20 protein-coding genes are annotated in these 18,973 nt (G+C 73.5%); 10 read left to right on the forward strand and 10 right to left on the reverse strand.

Annotation, left to right across the window (positions count from 1 at the left end; translation table 11 throughout):
* Positions 1-173: 173 nt before the first annotated feature.
* On the forward strand, positions 174-2,117 hold the full coding sequence (locus tag KBX26_RS15705) for an endonuclease/exonuclease/phosphatase family protein (protein WP_210861679.1): 1,944 nt from the start codon (positions 174-176) through the stop codon (positions 2,115-2,117).
* Positions 2,118-2,146: 29 nt separating this feature from the next.
* On the opposite strand, the gene KBX26_RS15710 is transcribed toward KBX26_RS15705, so the two are convergent.
* From KBX26_RS15710 to cofC, 5 genes are all read right to left on the reverse strand, one after another.
* Positions 2,147-3,025 carry an NUDIX hydrolase gene (locus tag KBX26_RS15710; protein WP_210865752.1) on the reverse strand — a complete coding sequence of 293 codons (879 nt, stop codon included), beginning with the start codon at positions 3,023-3,025 and terminating at the stop codon, positions 2,147-2,149.
* Positions 3,013-4,533, reverse strand: a complete 1,521-nt coding sequence (locus KBX26_RS15715) for a CYTH and CHAD domain-containing protein (RefSeq protein WP_210865753.1) — start codon at positions 4,531-4,533, stop codon at positions 3,013-3,015. The genes KBX26_RS15710 and KBX26_RS15715 overlap by 13 nt, the downstream gene beginning before the upstream one ends.
* A 24-nt stretch (positions 4,534-4,557) precedes the next feature.
* A complete protein-coding gene (locus tag KBX26_RS15720) occupies positions 4,558-6,906 on the reverse strand; it encodes an RNA degradosome polyphosphate kinase (RefSeq protein ID WP_210865754.1) in 2,349 nt (782 codons plus the stop codon).
* A gap of 54 nt (positions 6,907-6,960) precedes the next feature.
* Positions 6,961-7,158 (reverse strand): cold-shock protein, encoded by a 198-nt coding sequence (locus tag KBX26_RS15725; RefSeq protein ID WP_030335323.1) that lies wholly within the window; start codon positions 7,156-7,158, stop codon positions 6,961-6,963.
* A 131-nt stretch (positions 7,159-7,289) separates the two neighbouring features.
* Complete coding sequence (gene cofC, locus KBX26_RS15730; protein ID WP_210865755.1) at positions 7,290-7,934, reverse strand: 2-phospho-L-lactate guanylyltransferase; 645 nt, start codon at positions 7,932-7,934, stop codon at positions 7,290-7,292.
* Between the two features lie 128 nt (positions 7,935-8,062).
* Here cofC and KBX26_RS15735 point away from each other — a divergent pair, with 128 nt between their 5' ends.
* The 5 genes from KBX26_RS15735 (at position 8,063) to KBX26_RS15755 (ending at position 13,085) form a co-directional block, all read left to right on the forward strand.
* Entirely contained in the window at positions 8,063-8,800 is a 738-nt protein-coding gene (locus tag KBX26_RS15735) for a 1-acyl-sn-glycerol-3-phosphate acyltransferase (RefSeq protein WP_210865756.1), read from the forward strand.
* Positions 8,797-9,804: an NAD(P)H-dependent glycerol-3-phosphate dehydrogenase gene (locus KBX26_RS15740; RefSeq protein WP_210860954.1), complete on the forward strand. Its 1,008-nt coding sequence runs from the start codon at positions 8,797-8,799 to the stop codon at positions 9,802-9,804. Before KBX26_RS15735 ends, KBX26_RS15740 begins: the two co-directional genes overlap by 4 nt.
* Positions 9,805-9,812: 8 nt before the next feature.
* Entirely contained in the window at positions 9,813-10,931 is a 1,119-nt protein-coding gene (locus KBX26_RS15745; RefSeq protein WP_210865757.1) for a cystathionine gamma-lyase, read from the forward strand.
* Positions 10,932-11,075: 144 nt separating this feature from the next.
* Positions 11,076-11,861 carry a putative protein N(5)-glutamine methyltransferase gene (locus tag KBX26_RS15750; RefSeq protein WP_210865758.1) on the forward strand — a complete coding sequence of 262 codons (786 nt, stop codon included), beginning with the start codon at positions 11,076-11,078 and terminating at the stop codon, positions 11,859-11,861.
* Positions 11,862-12,035: 174 nt separating this feature from the next.
* Positions 12,036-13,085 carry an ROK family protein gene (locus KBX26_RS15755; RefSeq protein WP_210865759.1) on the forward strand — a complete coding sequence of 350 codons (1,050 nt, stop codon included), beginning with the start codon at positions 12,036-12,038 and terminating at the stop codon, positions 13,083-13,085.
* 44 nt (positions 13,086-13,129) lie between these two features.
* Here KBX26_RS15755 and KBX26_RS15760 read toward each other — a convergent pair whose 3' ends face one another.
* Entirely contained in the window at positions 13,130-13,330 is a 201-nt protein-coding gene (locus KBX26_RS15760) for a DUF397 domain-containing protein (protein ID WP_030335312.1), read from the reverse strand.
* A 5-nt stretch (positions 13,331-13,335) separates the two neighbouring features.
* Complete coding sequence (locus KBX26_RS15765) at positions 13,336-14,181, reverse strand: helix-turn-helix transcriptional regulator (RefSeq protein ID WP_030335311.1); 846 nt, start codon at positions 14,179-14,181, stop codon at positions 13,336-13,338.
* A gap of 278 nt (positions 14,182-14,459) precedes the next feature.
* Here KBX26_RS15765 and KBX26_RS15770 point away from each other — a divergent pair, with 278 nt between their 5' ends.
* Positions 14,460-14,678 carry a hypothetical protein gene (locus tag KBX26_RS15770; protein ID WP_030335309.1) on the forward strand — a complete coding sequence of 73 codons (219 nt, stop codon included), beginning with the start codon at positions 14,460-14,462 and terminating at the stop codon, positions 14,676-14,678.
* 197 nt (positions 14,679-14,875) lie between these two features.
* Positions 14,876-15,976, forward strand: coding sequence for a D-alanine--D-alanine ligase family protein (locus tag KBX26_RS15775; RefSeq protein ID WP_030335307.1), 1,101 nt, complete (start codon positions 14,876-14,878; stop codon positions 15,974-15,976).
* Positions 15,977-16,030: 54 nt separating this feature from the next.
* Here the strand turns inward: KBX26_RS15775 and KBX26_RS15780 are convergent, their stop codons facing one another.
* Positions 16,031-16,693 carry a DUF3515 family protein gene (locus KBX26_RS15780; protein ID WP_307857823.1) on the reverse strand — a complete coding sequence of 221 codons (663 nt, stop codon included), beginning with the start codon at positions 16,691-16,693 and terminating at the stop codon, positions 16,031-16,033.
* 30 nt (positions 16,694-16,723) lie between these two features.
* Positions 16,724-16,957, reverse strand: coding sequence for an Lrp/AsnC ligand binding domain-containing protein (locus tag KBX26_RS15785; RefSeq protein ID WP_030335303.1), 234 nt, complete (start codon positions 16,955-16,957; stop codon positions 16,724-16,726).
* A 96-nt stretch (positions 16,958-17,053) separates the two neighbouring features.
* Between KBX26_RS15785 and KBX26_RS15790 the strand changes: the two genes are divergently transcribed.
* Positions 17,054-18,043: a thiamine-phosphate kinase gene (locus KBX26_RS15790; RefSeq protein WP_210865760.1), complete on the forward strand. Its 990-nt coding sequence runs from the start codon at positions 17,054-17,056 to the stop codon at positions 18,041-18,043.
* A 29-nt stretch (positions 18,044-18,072) separates the two neighbouring features.
* Positions 18,073-18,534, forward strand: coding sequence for a GNAT family N-acetyltransferase (locus KBX26_RS15795; protein ID WP_210862029.1), 462 nt, complete (start codon positions 18,073-18,075; stop codon positions 18,532-18,534).
* 129 nt (positions 18,535-18,663) lie between these two features.
* On the opposite strand, the gene rpmB is transcribed toward KBX26_RS15795, so the two are convergent.
* Positions 18,664-18,855 carry a 50S ribosomal protein L28 gene (gene rpmB, locus KBX26_RS15800; RefSeq protein ID WP_007456456.1) on the reverse strand — a complete coding sequence of 64 codons (192 nt, stop codon included), beginning with the start codon at positions 18,853-18,855 and terminating at the stop codon, positions 18,664-18,666.
* Positions 18,856-18,973 lie beyond the last annotated feature (118 nt).

An 18,973-nucleotide genomic window follows, 5' to 3' on the forward strand; every position in this document is an offset into this window, starting at 1 on the left:
GCTCCGAAAGGGCGTCCACCAGTGGGTGGGCGCCCTTTCGGCGTGCCGGGGCCGGCTTCACGCGTACGGGGCCGGCTTCGCGCGTACGGGGACCGTTGACCCGGTTGGCCCGCTCGCGCAGAATCGCCGTGCCGGCCCCCTCCGCCGGCCCGTCGACGGGAAGTGGGGCGCCGGTGCGCTACCGCCAGCTCACCACCGGAACGCTCGCGCTGGGCGTGCTCCTCCTCATCGACGTGCTGCGGGTCTGGCTGCCCGGCATCATCACCATCTTCGGTCAGGCGGCGTCCACCCCCGCCGAGCTGATGGGGGCGTTCGCCCTCGGCTGGTTCGTGCTCGCGCTGGGCGCACCCGCGATGGTCCGCCGAGTCGGCGCCCGCCCGGTCACTGTCGTCGCCGCCGTCGCGCTCGCCGTCGCCCGGCTCACCCTCACCGCCGCCCCCGGTGGGCGTACCCAGCTCTGGGTGGCCACCGCCGGGTTGCTCGCCGGCCTGGTCTGGCTGGTCGCCGTCGCCGCCGACACCGTTCGACCGGTCCCGGGCCTGGCGTTGGGGTTCGCTGTCAACGCGGCGGTGCACGCGGTGCTCGACACCGTCGACCTGGTCTGGCGGGGCGACTGGGTGGCCTGGCTGCTCAGCGTCGTCGCGGTGACGGTGTTCCTGGTCGGCACGGCGCAACCGGGCCAGCGCGGCGGCACCGATGCCGCCCGTACCGGCACCGTTGACGGCCCTGACGGTCCCGCTGACGCCCGTGGGGGCCCCGGTGGTGGCCGGGCCTGGCTGGTGGCCGGGCCCGCGCTGCTACTGGCCGCGATGGTGGCGCTCTCCCCGGCGCTGGCCCGGACCGGGATGTCGTACCTGGTCGGGGACGGGGTGGCCCGTTCGCCGTTGTTCGGCCTGGCGCCGGTGCCGGTGGCGGTCGCCGGGTTCCTGGGCGCCGCGTTGACCCGCCCGCCACGAGGGTGGGGCCGGGCGTACGGTCCGGCGACGCTGCTCACCGGCGCGGTGCTGTTCGCCCTCGACCGGGGTGACCTGCTCCTGCCGGCCATCCTCCTCGCCGCGGTCGGTCTCGGTGCGTGCCTCGCCCTGACCGACGACAGCACCGACGACACCACCGACGCCGCGGACGCCAGCGCCTCCCGCCGGGGGTACGCGGTAGCCGCCGGCATGCTCGTCTTCGCGCTCGGGGCGGTCGGCTACTACTCGGCCTACGACCTGGGCTACCCCAACGCCGCGGTGCCAGTGGTGGTGGCCGTGCTGATCGCCGCCGTGGCGTTCACCGCCCGTCCCGTCGCCCACCGGCTTCCCGGCCCGTTCCCGCCGTTGCGGACCACCGCCGCTGTCACCTCGCTGGCACTGCTGGCACCCGTGCTCGCCGACGAGGTGCCGGTGGCCAGCAACCGGGACGGCCCGCCGCAACGGTTGACGGTGGTGGCGTACAACATCCGGATGGGTTTCGGGCTCGACGGCCGGTTCGACCTGACCGGCCTCGCCGAGGTCGTCGACCGGCAACGGCCCGATGTGGTGCTGCTCAGCGAGGTGGACCGGGCGTGGCTGCTCAACGGCGGGCACGACACCCTGGACCTGCTGGCCGACCGGCTCGGGATGCCGTACGTCTTCGGGCCGGCCGCCGACCCGGTCTGGGGTGACGCGGTACTCAGCCGTTGGCCGGTGCGCGATCCGCGCAGCCTGCCGCTGGCCGCCGTCGGCGCGCCCACCGGAGCGCAGGCCCTCGCGGTCACGTTGGACCTCGGCGACGGTGTCCGTACCGCGGTGGTCAGCACCCACCTGCAACCGCCGCCGGACACCGGACCGGTGGTCCAGGCCCGCGCGGTCGCCGACTTCGCCATCCGGTACGCGGCCGGTCGGCCCTTGGTGGTGGGAGGCGACCTGAACACCGAGCCGGGCGACGAGGCGTTCACGGAGTTCACCAGGGCGGGCCTGGTCGACGCGTTGGCCACCGCCCGACCGTTGGCGACCAGCCCGGCGGACGACCCGCGCCAGCAGATCGACCACATCTTCGTCTCGCCCCAGCTGACCCCCGCTGATCCGGTCGCGCCGCGCAGCACGGCCAGCGACCACCTGCCGGTCGCGGTGACGGTGACCCTGCCGCCCCGCTGACCGGGGCCAAGCCCGGGCGAACGCAGGCCCTACAGGCGGTCGGTGGCCAGCAGCCGGTCGCCGGCGAAGGCGAGCAGCCAGCCGCCGCCCTTCGGCGTGGCGAAGTCCTCATCGGTACGGCCGGTCAGCCGCTCCAGGGCACCGGGCAGGACCTTGCCCTGACTGCACACCACCGCCTGCCCACCGGTGCCCGCCAACTCCAGCAGCCGGGCGGCGGTGGCCAGGATCTGCTCGTCGCTCTGCTGGCCGGGTTGCGGCTCGTCCAGGTCGCCGCAGACCTCGATCGGCAGGTCGAGCAACGCGGCGGCCGGGTCGAGGGTCTGCACGCACCGTCGCGGCGACGCCGACACCAGCCGGGCCGGTCGGATCAGGGCGATCAGCTCGGCCAGTGCGGCCGCCTGGGCCCACCCCTCGGCGTCCAGGGGGCGTCCGACGTCCGGGCCGGACCAGGTGGCCCGCTTACCGGCGTGCGCGTGCCGGACCACAGCGATCGTCGCCGTCACCGACGGCAGCGCGGCGAACGCCGCCAACACCTCGGCGTCGTGCGGGTAGCTGACCAACCGGATCGCGTCGTCGACAGCGAGCCAGCGGATGTCGTCCACCTCGGTGTCCGGTTGGAAACCGCCGCTGGCCACCGCGAGCATCGACCAGTAGTCGACCAGCTTGGGCTGCCCCTCGCTGCGGTAGCGCACCGAGGGCAGCCGCACCTGCGGCACACCCCGCACGTCGGACTCCTCGGCCACCTCACGGACCGCCGCGGCCAGCGCGTGCTCGCCGGGTTCGAGTTTGCCCTTCGGCAGTGTCCAGTCGCCGTAGCGGGGGCGGTGCACCACGCAGACGCGTACGCCGTCGTCGGTCGGCCGCCAGGCCACCCCGCCGGCGGCCCGGATGCCGGTCACGGCAGCCAACTGGTCCGCCGTCGCCGGGTGGCCCGGTGCCAGGCAGCCGGCAGGCGATCCCGCGCCCGGCGCACCGAGGCGCGTTCCCGTTCGGCCAGCCGCCCGGCGGTGACCGCCAGCTCGTGGTCGTCCGGCCGCGCGGCGGCGATCTCCAGCCAGGTGTCCGCCGCCACCGCCGCGTCCTGGTGCTCGCCGAGCACGTCCTGAACCCGGGCGAGGGCGCGGGACAACCGGCGCGCGCCCTTGCCGACCGTCGGGGCCACCGCGTTGACCGCGTACCGGGCCTGCTTGCCCTCCTTGCGGACGGCGTGCCAGCGGTCGTCCGGCGACTGCGCGTCCAGCCCGTCGACGCCGTCCGGCCCGGTCAACCGCCGCCACTGGCGCGCCACCAGCGCGGGCAGCGCCTCGGTGGCGGGCGCGGCCGCCCGGCGGGTGAGTCGGGGCGCGCGGGCGGCCAGCACCAGGGAGTCCACCAGGGCCAGGTAACGCGCGGAGCGCAGCATCTCGTCGATGGCGGTGAACGCCCGCCGCTGCCGTTCGGCGAGCACCTCGTCGAGCCGGTCCACAGCACCCGGGTCGAGCGGGCTCAGCGGATCGGCGTCGGCGGTACGACGCAGCCGCGCGCGAAGCACCTCGGCGTCGCGGGCCGCCCCGAGCACCCCGGCCAACCAGCGCAGCTCGGCGCGCAGCGGGCGCGACCAGGTCTTGCGCAGCAACGGTTTGAAGGTGCGCAGATCACTGCGCAGGCGTCGACAGGCCACCCGCATCTGGTGCACGGCGGTGTCGTCACCGGCGGCCGAGGCGCGCAGCCGGACCAGCGGGTCGTGCGCCAACAGCCGGCGGACCTCCTTGCGGACCGACTCGGTCACCACCTCACCGGCTCTCGGCTCGGCGGTCAGCCCGGCCGGCGCGACCAGGTCCGGCTCGGCCCGCGCTGCCGCGCCCAGCGCCCGTACGTGCTTCGGTGTGAACGACCCGCCCCGGGCGCCAGCCTGGCGCAGCACCTCACCGACCCGGTCGAGCAGCTCCCGGTCGCCGGCCTTGCGCTCCACCTCCACCTCGCGGAACGTGTCGGTGGTGGTGCCGGCGTCGTCGAGCACCGTCACCCGGTCGTCCACCACCTCGGCGAGCACCGTGCCGGCCCGGTCGCACACCTCGTACGCGTGCCGCACCGTGCGGACCACCGCCACCGGTGCCAGTGGCGCCCCCCGGTGCAGGACGGTGACCAACTCCACCAGCTCCGGTGGCGGCTGCCGCTTCGGCCCGGGCCGGGAGATCTCGTGCCGGACGCCCGGCGTCCCGGTCGGTAGTTTCACCGTCCAGGGCAGCTCGTCGCCCCGCCGGTGGCGCAGCGACGCACCGGCCCGGGCCAGCCGCAGGTCGACGGTGTCGAGGTAGCGGGCGACAAGCGTCACCGGTGGCAGTGCCCGGACCCGACCTCCGGCCGGGGCGGCACCGGCCAGGTCCGGCAGCACGTAGGCGTCGTCCACCTCGTACTTCTGCTCCTCCTCGACCATCAGCTCAGCCTATGCGCTGCGCGGTCAGCTGGCCGTGCCACCGACGCGGCGCAGCAACAGTTCCTGCAGATGCTCCCGGGCGGTGTCGTCACCGCCGGTACGCCGGGTCCAGGTGCCGTCCCCGGCCAGCTCGAACGCGTCCACTTCGGGGCTCATCGCGGCGGTGAGCACCTGGTCCAGTTCGGCGCGGGCGATCGGGTCGCTCACCTGCACCAGCGCCTCCACCCGACGGTCCAGGTTGCGGTGCATGAGGTCGGCCGAGCCCATCCAGAACTCGGCCTCACCGTTGTTGCCGAACCGGAAGACCCGGGAGTGTTCCAGGAACCGGCCGAGGATCGAGCGGACCCGGATGTTCTCCGACAACCCCGGCACCCCGGGGCGCAGCGTGCACATGCCCCGGATGAGCAGGTCGACGTGGACGCCGGCCTGGGAGGCGCGGTACAGCGCGTCGGTCACCCCCTCGTCGACCAGCGAGTTGACCTTGAACTGGACCAGGCCGGGCATGCCCAGGCGGACGTGCGAGATCTCCCGTTCGATCCGCTCGATCAGCCCGCTGCGGATGCCCTGCGGCGCGACCAGCAGCCGCCGGTACGCGGTCTGCCGGCTGTACCCGGTCAGCACGTTGAACAGGTCGGTGAGGTCGGCACCGATCTCCGGGTCGGCGGTGAGCATGCCGAAGTCCTCGTACAGTCGGGCCGTCTTCGGGTGGTAGTTGCCGGTGCCGATGTGGCAGTAGCGGCGGATCTGGTTGCCCTCCTGCCGGACCACCAACGCGGTCTTGCAGTGCGTCTTCAGGCCGACCAGGCCGTACACCACGTGGCAGCCGGCGCGTTCCAGCGTGCGGGCCCAGCCGATGTTGGCCACCTCGTCGAAGCGGGCCTTCACCTCCACCAGCACCACCACCTGCTTGCCGGCGGCGGCCGCGTCGACGAGCGCGTCGACGATCGGGGAGTCGCCGCTGGTGCGGTAGAGGGTCTGCTTGATGGCCAGCACGTTCGGGTCGGCGGCGGCCTGCTCGATGAAGCGCTGCACGCTGGTGGCGAACGAGTGGTACGGGTGGTGCACCAGGATGTCGCCGTCGCGCAGGGTGGAGAAGACGCTGCGCGGCACCTCGCCCTCGGCGAGGCGGGGATGGGTGGCCGGCACGAACGGCGGGTCCTTCAGGTCCGGCCGGTCCGCCTCGCCGTAGACCTGCCACAGCGCGGAGAGGTCCAGCAGGCCGGGCACCCGCAGCACGTCCTGGTCGTCCATGTCCAGCTCGCGGACGAGCAGCTCCAACATGTGGTCGGAGATGGACGCGGCGACCTCCAGCCGGACCGGCGGGCCGAACCGCCGCCGGGCCAGCTCCCGCTCCAGGGCCTGGAGCAGATCCTCGTCGCGGTCCTCGTCGACCTCCACCTCGGCGTTGCGGGTGACCCGGAACAGGTGGCACTCGACCACCTGCATGCCGCTGAACAGCTGCCCCAGGTGCACCGAGATCAGGTCCTCCACGGGCAGCATCCGGACGCCCGGCTGGTCCCGGTCCACCCGGACGAAACGGGGCACGTTGTTCGGCACCTTGACCCGGGCGAACAGCTCCGAACCGCCGTCCGGGTCACGAACCGCCACCGCCAGGTTCAGCGACCGCCCCGAGATGTACGGGAACGGGTGCGCCGGGTCCACCGCGAGCGGGGTCAGCACCGGGAAGATGTGCTCCCGGAAGTAGGTGCGCAGCCGTTCCCGTTCGGGGTCGCCCAACTCGCCCCAGCGCAGTATCCGGATGCTCTCGTCGGCGAGTTTGGGCAGCACGTCGTCGACGAAACAGGCGGCGTGCCGGGCGACCAGGGCGGCGGTCCGCTCGGCGATCAGCTCCAACTGGGTACGCAGTGGCAGCCGGTCCCCGCCGCGTACCGGCAGGCCGGCGGAGAGCCGCCGCTTCAGCCCGGCGATGCGCACCATGTAGAACTCGTCGAGGTTGCTGGCGAAGATGGCCAGGAACTTGGCCCGCTCCAGCAGCGGGGTGCGCTGGTCCTCGGCCAGGGTGAGCACCCGGGCGTTGAAGTCGAGCCAGGACAGCTCCCGGTTGAGGAACCGGTCCTCCGGCAGCGGCGGGGCCGGGGGCTCGTCGTCGTCCGCCAGCCGGGCGGCTGTCGATCCGACCGGTTGGACCGCACCGGCGGCCGGACCGTCCGCCTCGGTCTGCGGCACCGGGTCGATGACCTCGTCCAGGCCGGAGGAGGCGGCGCCGGGGTCGTCGGCGAGGGTGTCGGCGCGGGCGGCGCCGGCGCGTTCGGCGCGGGACGGACGGAAACGCCCATCGGCGCCGCGCGCGGTGGAGCCGTTGCGGAGGTTGGTGGCGGGCGGGCGGGCCGGTTGCTCGCGAGGGGTGCTCACCCGCTCATAATCACCCGATTACGGTAAACGCAAAATGAACTTGGGCCCGCCGGGTCAGATCATCGTCGGCAATGTCACCCGGACAACCTCGCCGTCGGGATCGGTGTCGATGCGAACCCGCTGCCCGAGGCGGAGAAGCCGCAGCCCGGAGGCGTCGAAGGCCCGCGCGGGGAAGCGCATCTCGGTGCCGTCGTCGAGCAGCAGCACACCGCTGCGCGTCGCCGCGTCGTAGCTGGCCACAGTGCCCTGCATGCTGGCACCGTACACCGGGGGTCCGGCCGGTGGCGCGGCCCGGGCAGGGTCAGCCCACGGAGCGGGCGGGGCAGGGTCAGCCCACGGAGCGGGCGGGGCAGGGTCAGCCCGCGGAGCGGGGCGGGGCAGGCTCAGCCGGTGGCGCGGGCCGGGCGGCTGGCGGCCACCAGCGCGGCCGTGCGCGGCCCCAGCCCGAGCCGGTCGGCTTCGGCCAGGTCCGCGGCGGTGTCCACGTCCCGGCGCAGGCTGGGCCAGTCGCCGTCGAGCGGCAACGCCCCGCTCGCCGCGTGCGCGAGCGCCGAACCCACCCCGAAACGAGGGTCCAGCGGTTTCCCCGGCGGAGCGGTGAGCAGCACCGTTCCCTCGCCGGGTGTGTCCGGCAGGAACCGGCGGACCGTGGGTCGGCTGTTCCGCGCCGCGAGCAGCGCGCCGGTCAGTTCGGTCGGGCGCAGCGCCGGCACGTCCGCGGTGATCCCGGCCACCCAGCCGCGGGCCCCGGCCGCCCCGTGCCGCAACGCGGCGTTCAGGCCGGCGTTCGGCTCGTCCGGCAGCACCCGCGCGCCGGCCGCCCGTGCCGCCGCCGCCACCCGGGCGTCGTCGGTCACCACCAGGACCTCGGTGACCGCCGGGCAGGCCAGCACCGCGCGGAGCGTGTCGGCCGCGAGGGCCAGCGCCAACTCCTCGTGCGGTACGCCGGGCAGCGCGCCGCGCAGCCGACTCTTGGCCGCGGCCAGCGGCTTCACCGGCACCACCACTGCCCACCTCGGCTGACTCACGTCCGCAATCCTGCCAGCCGGACGACGGGACCCTCGCTGGCCGTACCGGGGGCGAGCAGGCATGATTTCCGCTGCGGGTGTCGCGGGCGGGATTTCGCGGCGGGGTTGCGGCGCGACGAGGAGGCACAGTGGCACGGCGGAGGCTGGGGTTCTGGCAACGGTTCGCCGTGGGGCTGGTGAAGCCGGTGATGATCGTCTGGACCCGGCGTACCTGGCGTGGTCAGGAGCATCTCCGCCGCGACGGCGGCATGATCATCGTGGCGAACCACATCTCCCACGCCGACCCGCTGGTCTCCGCGCACTTCATCTACGACTCCGGGCGCTGGCCGCAGTACCTGGGCAAGGCCAGCGTGTTCCGGGTGCCGGTGGTCGGCTGGATCCTGCACCGGTGCCGGCAGATCCCGGTCGAGCGGGGCACCGTGGACGCCGTCCGCTCGCTGGACGCCCTGGTCGCCGCGCTCAACGAGGGCGGCGCGGTGGTGATCTACCCTGAGGGCACCACCACACGACAGCCGGAGCTCTGGCCGATGAAGGCCAAGACCGGTGCGGCCCGGCTGGCCCTGGCCACCGGCGCCCCGGTCGTACCGGTGGTGATGTGGGGGCCGGAACGGATCTTCGACCCGAGGACGACCCGCGTCAGCCTGCGCCCCCGGATCCCGGTGACCGTTGCCGCCGGGGAACCGATCGACCTGAGCCGGTGGGCGGACGCCCAGCCGACCCGGGCCACCCTCGAGGAGATGACGGACACCATCATGTTGCGGCTGCGGGACATGCTCGCCGAGATCCGTGGCGGTACCCCGCCGCCACTGTGGGAGCGACCGGCCCGGTCCACCGTCGGCCGTGAGCAGCGGGACGACGCGGCATGAGCGGTCACGTCGCGGTGCTCGGTGCGGGTTCCTGGGGCACCGCCTTCGCCAAGATCCTCGCTGACGCGGGGCGGGACGTGACGGTGTGGGCCCGCCGCGCGCCGGTCGCCGAGAGCATCCGGGCCGAGCGCCGCAATCCGGAGTACCTGCCCGGCCTGCTGCTGCCCGCCCGCGTCACCGCCACCACCGACGCCGCCGAGGCGATCACCGGAGCCGAGGTGGTGGTGCTGGCGGTGCCGTCGCAGACGCTGCGCGGCAACCTCGCCGAATGGGCCGGGCACCTGCACCCGGACTCCACCCTGGTGTCGCTGATGAAGGGCATCGAGCTGGGCACCACCAAGCGGATGAGCGAGGTCATCGTGGAGACCGCCGGGGTCGCCGCGGACCGGGTGGTCGTCGTGTCCGGCCCGAACCTGGCCCCGGAGATCGCCGTCGAGCAGCCCGCCGCGACAGTGGTCGCCGGGACGAACAGCGCCCGTGCCACGCTCGTCCAGTCGTCGATCCGGACGCCGTACCTGCGCCCCTACACCAACGACGACGTGATCGGCTGTGAGCTGGGCGGGGCGGTCAAGAACGTGATCGCCCTGTCGTACGGCATCGCCACCGCGATGGGCTTCGGCGACAACACCCGGGCCATGCTGATGACCCGTGGGCTGGCCGAGACGGCCCGGCTGGGCGTGGCGCTCGGTGCGGACCCGATCACCTTCGCCGGTCTCGCCGGCATGGGCGACCTGGTCGCCTCCTGCTCGTCCCCGCTGGCCCGCAACCGCACCTTCGGTGAGCACCTGGGCCGGGGGGAGACGCTGGAACAGGCCCAGGCCGCCACCCGGCAGACCGCCGAGGGTGTGAAGAGCTGCCTGGCGATCCGCGACCTGGCCCGGGCGCACGGCGTGGAGATGCCGATCACCGAGCACGTCGAGCGGATCTGCCACGAGGGGATGGACCCGCGCCTCGCCGTGGAGACCCTGATGAGCCGCACCGCCAAACCCGAGTCGTACGAGTGAGGAACCCGATGAGCGAGTGGGGAGACGGCACGCGGTGCGTCCGCGCGGGACTGCCCGAGCCGGCACCGGGGGATTCGTTCCTGCCCGGACCGGTCTTCGCCGCGCCGTACCACCTCGACCCGTTCCAGGGTCAGGGCACGTCGCCGAACGGCTACGGCCGCCCCGACAACCCGACCCGGCGGCTGCTGGAGGCGGCGGTGGGCGAGTTGGAGGGTGGTGACTGCCGGGTCTTCGCGACCGGTCAGGCGGCCATCACCGGCCTGCTGCTCACCCTGCTGCGGCCGGGGGACACCGTGGTGCTGCCCAGCGACGGATATTTCCCGGTCCGGGCGTTCGCCACCGATGTGCTGGAGGCCATCGGCGTCCGGGTGCTGTTCGTGCCGACCGTCGGGCCGTACCCGTCGTTCGAGGGCGTCCGGCTGGTGCTGGTGGAGACGCCGGCCAACCCGGGCCTGGACGTGGTCGACGTGGCCGCCCTCGCCGAGCGGGCGCACGCCGCCGGCGCGCTGCTCGCGGTGGACAACACCACGGCCACCCCGCTCGGTCAGCGCCCGCTGGACCTCGGCGCCGACCTGGTGGTCGCCTCCGGTACGAAGGCGCTCACCGGCCACTCCGACCTGCTGCTGGGCTATCTGGCCAGCCGATCCGCCGAGCTGATCGACGCGGTGACGACCTGGCGGACCACCACCGGGGCGGTACCGGGCGCGTTCGACGCCTGGCTGGCCCACCGGTCACTGGCCACTCTCGACCTGCGGCTGGCGCGGCAGAGCGCGAACGCCGCAGCGGTCGCCGACCTGCTCGCCGGCCGCTCGGACGTCACCGGCCTGCGGTGGCCGGGGCGGCCGGACGACCCCGCGTACCCGGTGGCCTCGGCGCAGATGCACCGGATACCGGGGGTGCTCTCGTTCGACCTGGGCGACGCCGACCGGGTGGGCCGATTCATCGAGGCCGCCCGGCTGGTGGCGGCGGCGACCTCCTTCGGTGGCCTGCACACCACGGCGGACCGGCGGGCGCAGTGGGGCGACGACACCGCTCCCGGCTTCGTCCGGCTCTCCTGTGGCGCGGAGGACACCGCGGACCTGGTGGCCGACATCGCCGCCGCGTTGGACGTGGCCGGGCCGGTCTGAGCTAGGGTGTCGACGGCCGCACCGGCGGCCCCGACCGGAGGAGGTGAGTCCGATCCGCGCACAGACAGGACCGGCCCTTCCTCCCGTGTTCCTGCCGCGATAGCGGCCACGGGAGCGCCGGCGAGCGTTTCCCGGAGGATTCCCATGGCACCACCGTTCCCCACCGACCGTCCTGCCCTCGTGCACCGGCTGCGCACCGCCGGCTGCGTGTACGCCGAGGACGAGGCAGACCTGCTGCTGGCCGCGGCGGACACCCCGGCGGCGCTGGCCGACCTGACCGCCCGCCGGGTGGCCGGCGAACCGTTGGAGTATCTGCTCGGCTGGGCGGAGTTCTGCGGCCTGCGGATCGCCGTCGACGAGGGCGTCTTCGTCCCGCGTGCCCGCACCGCCCTGCTGGTCGAGGCGGCGGCCGAGGTGACCGGTCCGGCGCCGGCCGTGGTCGACCTCTGCTGCGGCTCCGGGGCCACCACTGTCGCGCTGGCGCACCGGCTCGCGCCGCGCTGGCTGGCCGCCGCCGACATCGACCCGACGGCCGTGGCCTGTGCCCGCCGCAACGTCGTCGGGCTGAACGCCGAGGTGTACGAGGGCGACCTGTTCGATCCGCTGCCCCGGCGGTGGCGGGGCCGGCTCGACCTGGTGGTCGCCAACGCCCCGTACGTGCCGACGGACGCGGTGGCGCTGATGCCGCCGGAGGCACGACTGCACGAGGCCCCGGTGGCGCTCGACGGTGGCCCGGACGGGCTCTCCGTGCTGCGTCGGGTGGGCAGCGACGCGGCCGACTGGCTGGCCCCCGGCGGCCACCTGGTGGTCGAGGTCGGTACGACCCAGGTGGACGCCCTCTGCGAGTCATTCCAGAAAGCCGGCCTGATCCCCACCGTCCACCAGGACGAGACCCGGGACGCCACCGCCCTAACGGCCCGCCGCCCCTGAGTCCCCACCCCCATACCCCGGCGATCTTGCAGTTTCGGTTGACGTTACGAGCCGAATGGACCTTATGTCGGGACAGTAAGTGCAAGATCGCGGGGAGGGCGGGGCGGGGCGTGGCGGGGGAGAGGGGTTGGCACTAGCCTCGGCTCACACTCATGACGGCGGGAGGCGGTTTCGGTGGGCAGCGCAGGGGTGCCGGTGGTCGTCGGGTTGGACAACGGCGGCACCAGCAACAACGCCACCGTGCTGACGGTGGACGGTCGCTTCCTGGTGGACGGGCTGTTGGAGATCCCCAGCGAGGTGGGGGCCGGGCCGGAGGCGGCGATCGAGGCGTTGGCCCGGGCGCTGGACGGCGCCCTGGCGCAGACCGGCGTGCCGCGTGACCTGGTCCGGGCGGTCGGGCTGGACACTCCGGGCCCGGCCAGCGCCGAGGGTGTCATCTCCTCGCGGGGCTCCACCAACTTCTCCCAACCGGCCTGGCGCGGCTTCGACGTGCGGGGTGCGTTGGAGCGACGGCTCGGCCTGCCGGTGATCTACCACAACGACGGCAACGCGGCAGCGCTCTACGCCCACCACGTCTACTTCGGTGCCGAGGCGATGAGCCGTTCGTCGGTGTCCGCGATCGTCGGCACCGGCCTGGGTGGCGGGGTGGTCGAGAGCGGTCGGGTGATCGCCGGTGCGGCAGGCATGGCGGGGGAGCTGGGCCATGTGCACATCCCGCTGACCGGGCTGCTCGGCCCGGGCCAGCCGGACCCCACCTGCGCCTGCGGCTTCACCGGTGACGTGGAGAGCGTCGCCTCGTTGACCGGCATCGAACGCAACCTGCTGCCGTACTGGCTGACCCGGTACCCCGACCATCCGCTCGTCGCCGAGCCGGTGGCCCGGGCGGCCAAGCTGGTGCGCGGTTACGGCGAACGGGGAGACGCCCTCGCGCGGGACCTGTTCACCCAGCAGGCGATGGCGTTGGGACGGCTGTTCACGGTGGCGGCGAACTTCACCGACCCGCACGCGTACTTCGTCGGCGGTGGCGTGGTCGAGGCGGCGCCGGAGTTCCGGGACTGGTTCCTGGCGACGGTCCGCGAGCACACGGTGCTCCGTGAGGAGCAGGCGGCGGTGGCCACTTTCGCGTTGGTGCCGGACCGGGACATGGCCGGCGCCCGGGGCGTCGCGATCGCCGCGCTGGAGGCGCTGCGCGCCGCTCCGGAGCCCCGCCCGCTGGTTGCCTGAAGCCGGCGCGGGCCCTCGACCCACGCCGGCTCAGGCACGTCTGGTCAGCGCTGGGGTGGCGCCTGGGCGAAGGCGGCCCAGGCCGCCGTGGGGAACAGCAGCGCCGGGCCGGCCGGGTCCTTGGAGTCGCGGACGGCCACCAGCCTCGGTATCGCGGCAACCTCCACGCAGGCGCCCTCGTCGCCGCTGCGGCTGCTCTTGCGCCAGGCCGCCGCGGCCAACGCCGCTGTGATCATCGGTGTCATCGGTCCTACCGTCCCTTCAGGACTGACAGGAGCATCTCGCGGCTGTCCGCCGGGCTGAGCGCCACGCTACGGAGATGCTCCATGATCTTGGTGCAGGTACGCGTCTCACCGGCGCGGTCGAGGATCATCTGACCTGCGACGGTTTCCACCGACGCGATGATCGGGTCCTCCGGGTCGGCGAACTCCAGGATGTGCAGGGAACCCCGGGTGCCCCGGTGGTAGCCGGCGGAGAGCGGGATCACCTGGACGGTGATGTTCGGCAACTCGGCCATCTTGACCAGGTGCCGTAGTTGCCCGTTCATCACCGACTGCTCACCGACCGGGCGCAGCAGCGCGCCCTCGTCGATGATCGCGTCGAGGATGGGCGGCTGGTCGGCGGTGAGCCGCTGTTGCCGGTCGAGCCGGATCTTGACCCGTTGCTCGACCAGGTCGTCGCCGAGGGTGTGCGGCCCGCCGCGCATCACGCCACGGATGTAGTCAGCGGTCTGCAACAGGCCGGGCACCACCGAGGGCTCGAAGTTGGCGATGGCTGTCGCCTCGGCCTCCAGCGCGATGAAGTCGATGGTGCGGGGGTCCAGCAGGTACGAGTACGACACCCACCAGCCCGGCTTGCGGGCGTCCTTGGCCAGCTGCACCGCCGCGGCCACCTCCTCGGCGCTCACCCCGTACGACGTGAGCAGGGCGCGCACGGTGGCCGGGCTGATCAGGGTCTGGGCGTTCTCGTACCGGGAGAGGGTGCTGCGGGTGCTGTTGATCTCATCCGCCGCGGTCTCCAGCGTCAGCCCGGCGGCTTCCCGGTGGTGGCGCAGGGCGATGCCGAGCCGGCGGGCGCGGGCGGTCTTCGGGGCCATGCATCGATGGTCGCACACATTTGCGGGAACGTCTGCATGAGACAACGTCGATGAGAGTTGCATTCACGGCTGTACACGTGTCAATCTGTTATGGCGTCCTCACCGCCGGTTGTCGTGGCGACGGTGGTGGTGAGCGACCGGAGGGGATGGGGCGCGCGGCGATCGGGTTTCTCCCCCGTACCCGATCGTCGCGTGCCGCCCCGCCATCCCGGCCTGCCGGAAGGAGACGACGTGCGAACCCGCCCGGAGCCCCCCGCCGTACCCTCGGTCGGCGCGCGATGACCCGTTTCCTCGTGGTGCTCACCGACGTGCGCCCGGTCGAGGGCGTCAACCGCAACGAGCGGGTCGCGCCGGAGCGGCGCCGGCAGGTCGTCGGGGCCAGCAGCCGGGAGGCCGCCGACCGCATCGCCGGCGCGTTCATGGCGCTGGGCATGGTGCGGGCCGGCCGGCAGCGGGTGAAGGTGATAGCGGTCGGTCGCCGGCACTCCCGGGACTGAGCGCAGACCCAGGTCAGCGGCCTGCGACAGCGCTACCTCCCGGTTACGCACCGTATATCCTCTGATGACCAGTTGCCGTGTCCTGCCGTGGCTCGCCGGGTATCGCCTCGCCCTTCCGCCACGCACAGTAAGGTCAACCGGGTGAGCGCCACCGGCGAGCACGACCAGCCGCAGTCGCGTACGAAGAGGTGACCGGAGTGACCACCCCAGGCAAGACCCGCGTGGCGATCGTCTTCGGCGGCCGCAGCCCGGAGCACGGCATCTCCTGTGTCAGCGCCGGCAGCGTGTTCGGCGCACTCGACCCGGACGAGTTCGAGGTGGTGCCGGTGGGCATCACCCGGGCCGGCCAGTGGGTGCTGACCAACGGCGATCCCGCCCAGCTCGCGATCAACGCCCGTCAGCTCCCCGAGATCACCGCCGACTCCGGCGACGACATCGTGCTGCGCGCCGACCCCACCGGCAACGGCCTGATGGTGCTCGACCCGACCGAGGGCCCCCGGGCGCTCGCCGACGTGGACGTGGTCTTCCCGGTGCTGCACGGCACGTACGGCGAGGACGGCACCATCCAGGGAATGCTGGAGATGGCCGGCATCCCCTACGTCGGGGCGAACGTGTTCGCCTCCGCCGCCGCCATGGACAAGGAGTTCACCAAGAAGCTCTGCGCCGTCGAGGGCATCCCGGTCGGCTCGTACGCCGTGCTGCGCAACGGGATGACCCTCAGCGAGCAGGACAAGGAGCGGCTCGGCCTGCCGGTCTTCGTCAAGCCGTCCCGGGCCGGGTCGTCGTTCGGCGTCAACAAGGTCACCGACTGGGCGCAGCTGGACGCGGCGGTCGCCGCCGCCCGGCAGTTCGACCCGAAGGTCATCATCGAGGCCGCGATCGTCGGCCGCGAGATCGAGTGCGGGGTGCTGGAGGGCGAGGCCGGTGGTGCGCCCGAGGCGTCAGTGCTGGCCGAGGTGCGGGTCGTCGCCGACCACGACTTCTACGACTTCGAGGCGAAGTACCTCGACGACTCCTGCGAGTACGACATTCCGGCCAACCTGCCGGACAAGGTGACCCGTCAGGTGCAGGAGTACGCGGTCCGCGCGTTCACCGCACTGGACTGCGCCGGTCTGGCCCGCGCCGACTTCTTCGTCACTCCCGAGCTGGACGTCTACCTCAACGAGATCAACACGATGCCCGGTTTCACCCCGACGTCGATGTTCCCGCGGATGTGGGCTGCCTCCGGCCTGGAGTACCCGAAGCTGGTCAACCGCCTGATCCGTACCGCCCAGCGGCGCGGCGTCGGCCTGCACTGAGCCGTCCGACCCCGCCCGCGCGGCTCAGCCGGTGCGGGCGGGGTCGGTTCGTGCTCAGCGCTGGCAGCCGGACGGGATGGCCCCGCCGGAGGGCACACTCGCCACGATCGTGCTGGAGATCGCCGGCAACCACTGCAACGGCTGCTCGTACGCGCCCGGGACGCGCACCGTGATCAGCGTCTCCCGGTCGACAGTGGAGAGCACCGCGTCGTCGGCCTGTTCGGCAAGGTGCCAGCAGACCCCGTTGACCGTCCAGACCTCGTCGGTGCTGGGGAAGGTCGGCTCGGTGCCGCCGCAGGCCACGGTGAGCGCGGGGTCGCCGTACGCGGCGTTCTGCTCCGGGCCGGCGGTGACCGGCCGCTGGGCCAGGTCGCGGATGCTCGCCGGGAGCTGGGACAGCAGCGCCCGGCAGACCGTGGCCGGGCGGGCGGCCAGCGCCGGGGCGGCCATCTCCACCGGGGCGGTGGACTGCACCCGGGCGGTGGTCGCCGAGGGGCTCGGCGCGGCGGCCGGAGTGTCCGGGCTGAGCTTGTTGAAGGCCAACACGGCCACCAGCAGCGTGATCGGCAGGGCTATCACCGTGGCCAGCAGGGCAGCGCCCCGCATGGTCCGATCGCGGCCGGCCGGCGCGGCGGCGGCGGGATCGGTCGGCTCACCGTTACCGTCAGCCGGCCCGGACGTGCCGTCGGTCGCGTCGCGCGCACCGTCGTCGTCCACCGCGGAGGAGGATGATGTCAACTCGTCCACTTACAGCCGCACCACCGAACACGTGAGGGTGCGGGTGATGCCGGGCACCATCTGCACCTTGCTGACGATGAGTTTGCCGAGCTCGTCGACGGTGTTCGCCTCGGTGAGGACGACCACGTCGTACGGCCCGGTGACGGCGTCGACGCGAACCACGCCGGAGATGTCCGCGATGAGACCCGCCACGTCACGTGCGCGGCCGACCTCGGTCTGGATGAGGATGTACGCCTGTACCACGACTCGACCTCCGTCCGTCGCCGCCCGGGAGCGGCCCGAAGGGTGAAACTACCTTACGGACCAGGTCTGATCCCTATCGGTGGTCAAGGAGCAGCGGTGAGCGAGCACGGCGGAGCCGGGCAGCACGGGCGCGACGCCCGCGGTGGCGTCGGCGTGTCCGGGATCGGGGAGTTCGGGCTGATCGGGAAGGTCACCGCCCGGCTGTCGTACGGGCCGACGACCCTGCTCGGCCCGGGCGACGACGCGGCGGTGGTGGCCGCGCCGGACGGCCGGGTGGCGGCGTCCACGGACGTGCTGGTCGACGGGCGGCACTTCCGGCGGGACTGGTCCTCGGCCCGCGACGTCGGGCACCGGGCGGCGGCGGCCAACCTGGCCGACATCGCGGCGATGGGTGCCACGCCGACCGCCCTGCTGGTCGCGCTCTGCATGCCGGCGGACCTGGACACCGGCTGGGCGGAGGAGCTGGCCGACGGGCTGTCCGCGGAGGCGGCGACGGTCGGCGCGAGCGTGGTCGGCGGCGACATGTCGGCCAGCCCCACCCTGACCGTCGCGGTCACCGCGCTGGGCGACCTGGCGGGCCACCCACCCGTGCTGCGCTCCGGCGCCCGACCCGGGGACGTGCTCGCCCTGGCCGGGCGCACCGGGTACGCGGCAGCCGGGTTGACAGTGCTGACCCGGGGGTTCCGCACCCCGAGGCTGCTGGTCGAGGCGTACCGGCGGCCACAGGTGCCCTACCAGGCCGGCCCGCAGGCCGCTCGGTCCGGCGCCACCTCCATGATCGACATCTCGGACGGGCTCCTCGCCGACCTCGGGCACATCGCGGCGGCCAGCGGGGTGGCCATCGACGTACGCCGGGACGGGTTCGAGGTGCCCCGGCAGATGGCCGACGCGGCGCAGGCACTCGGCGTCGACCCGTACACCTGGATCCTCGCCGGTGGCGACGACCACGCGCTGGCCGCTACCTTCCCCCCGGCGGTGCCGCTGCCGCCGGGCTGGCGGCCGATCGGCCTGGTCACGGACGGTGCCGGCGTGACCGTCGACGGGGTCGGCTACGACGGCCCGGCCGGCTGGGACCACTTCCGCTGAGACCCGGGCGCCGCCGTACGCTGGACACCGTGAGTGAGATCGAGATCCGGGTGGTGCGGTTCGACGCACCGGTGGCACAGCACCTGATCCAGGCCGCCCTGGCCGACCTCGGTGCCCGCTACGGCGGCACCGGCGACGACACCCCGGTGGACGCGGCCGAGTTCGAGCCGCCCGATGGCGCGTTCCTCGTCGCCTACCTGGCCGGTGAGCCGGTCGGCTGCGGTGGCTGGCGTAGCCACGGCGAGGACACCGCGGAGCTGAAGCGGATGTACACGGTGCCGGCGGCGCGGGGGCGGGGGGTGGCCCGCGCGGTGTTGGCGGCCGTCGAGCGCTCCGCCCGCGAGCACTGCCGCAAGCGGGTGGTCCTGGAGTGCGGCGACAAGCAGCCCGAGGCGATCGCCATGTACGGCTCCGCCGGGTACGAGCGGATCCCGAACTTCGGCTTCTACAAGGACGCGGAGGGCTGCATCTCCTTCGGCCGCACCCTCTGACCCGCGGGCCGGGCCTCGGCGTGCCTGGCCGGGCCGGCGCGGTGCGCGGTGGCTGCCGCGCACACGACTCAGCCGGCGGACCCTCGGGGTCCGCCGGCTGAGCCGAACGAGAAGGTGGGTGCTACCGCGTCAGGCGCGGGTGACCTTGCCGGCCTTGATGCACGAGGTGCAGACCTGCAACTTCTTGGTGTTGCCGCCACCGGCCGGGGTACGCACCGACTGGATGTTCGGGTTCCAGCGGCGGTTGGTCCGCCGGTGCGAGTGGGACACGTTGTGGCCGAAGCCCGGTCCCTTGCCACAGACGTCGCACACGCTAGCCACGGGATACTCCTGGGATTGATACGTTCATGAGGTCGCCGGCAGGTGCTGCCCGGGCAACCTGGTCAGGTTACCCGATGACTCGCCGACCCGGCCAACCGGCCCGGTCCGGCGCTCGCCC

Source organism: Micromonospora sp. C97, from assembly GCF_018070385.1.
GTDB classification, from domain to species: Bacteria; Actinomycetota; Actinomycetes; order Mycobacteriales; family Micromonosporaceae; genus Micromonospora; species Micromonospora parva.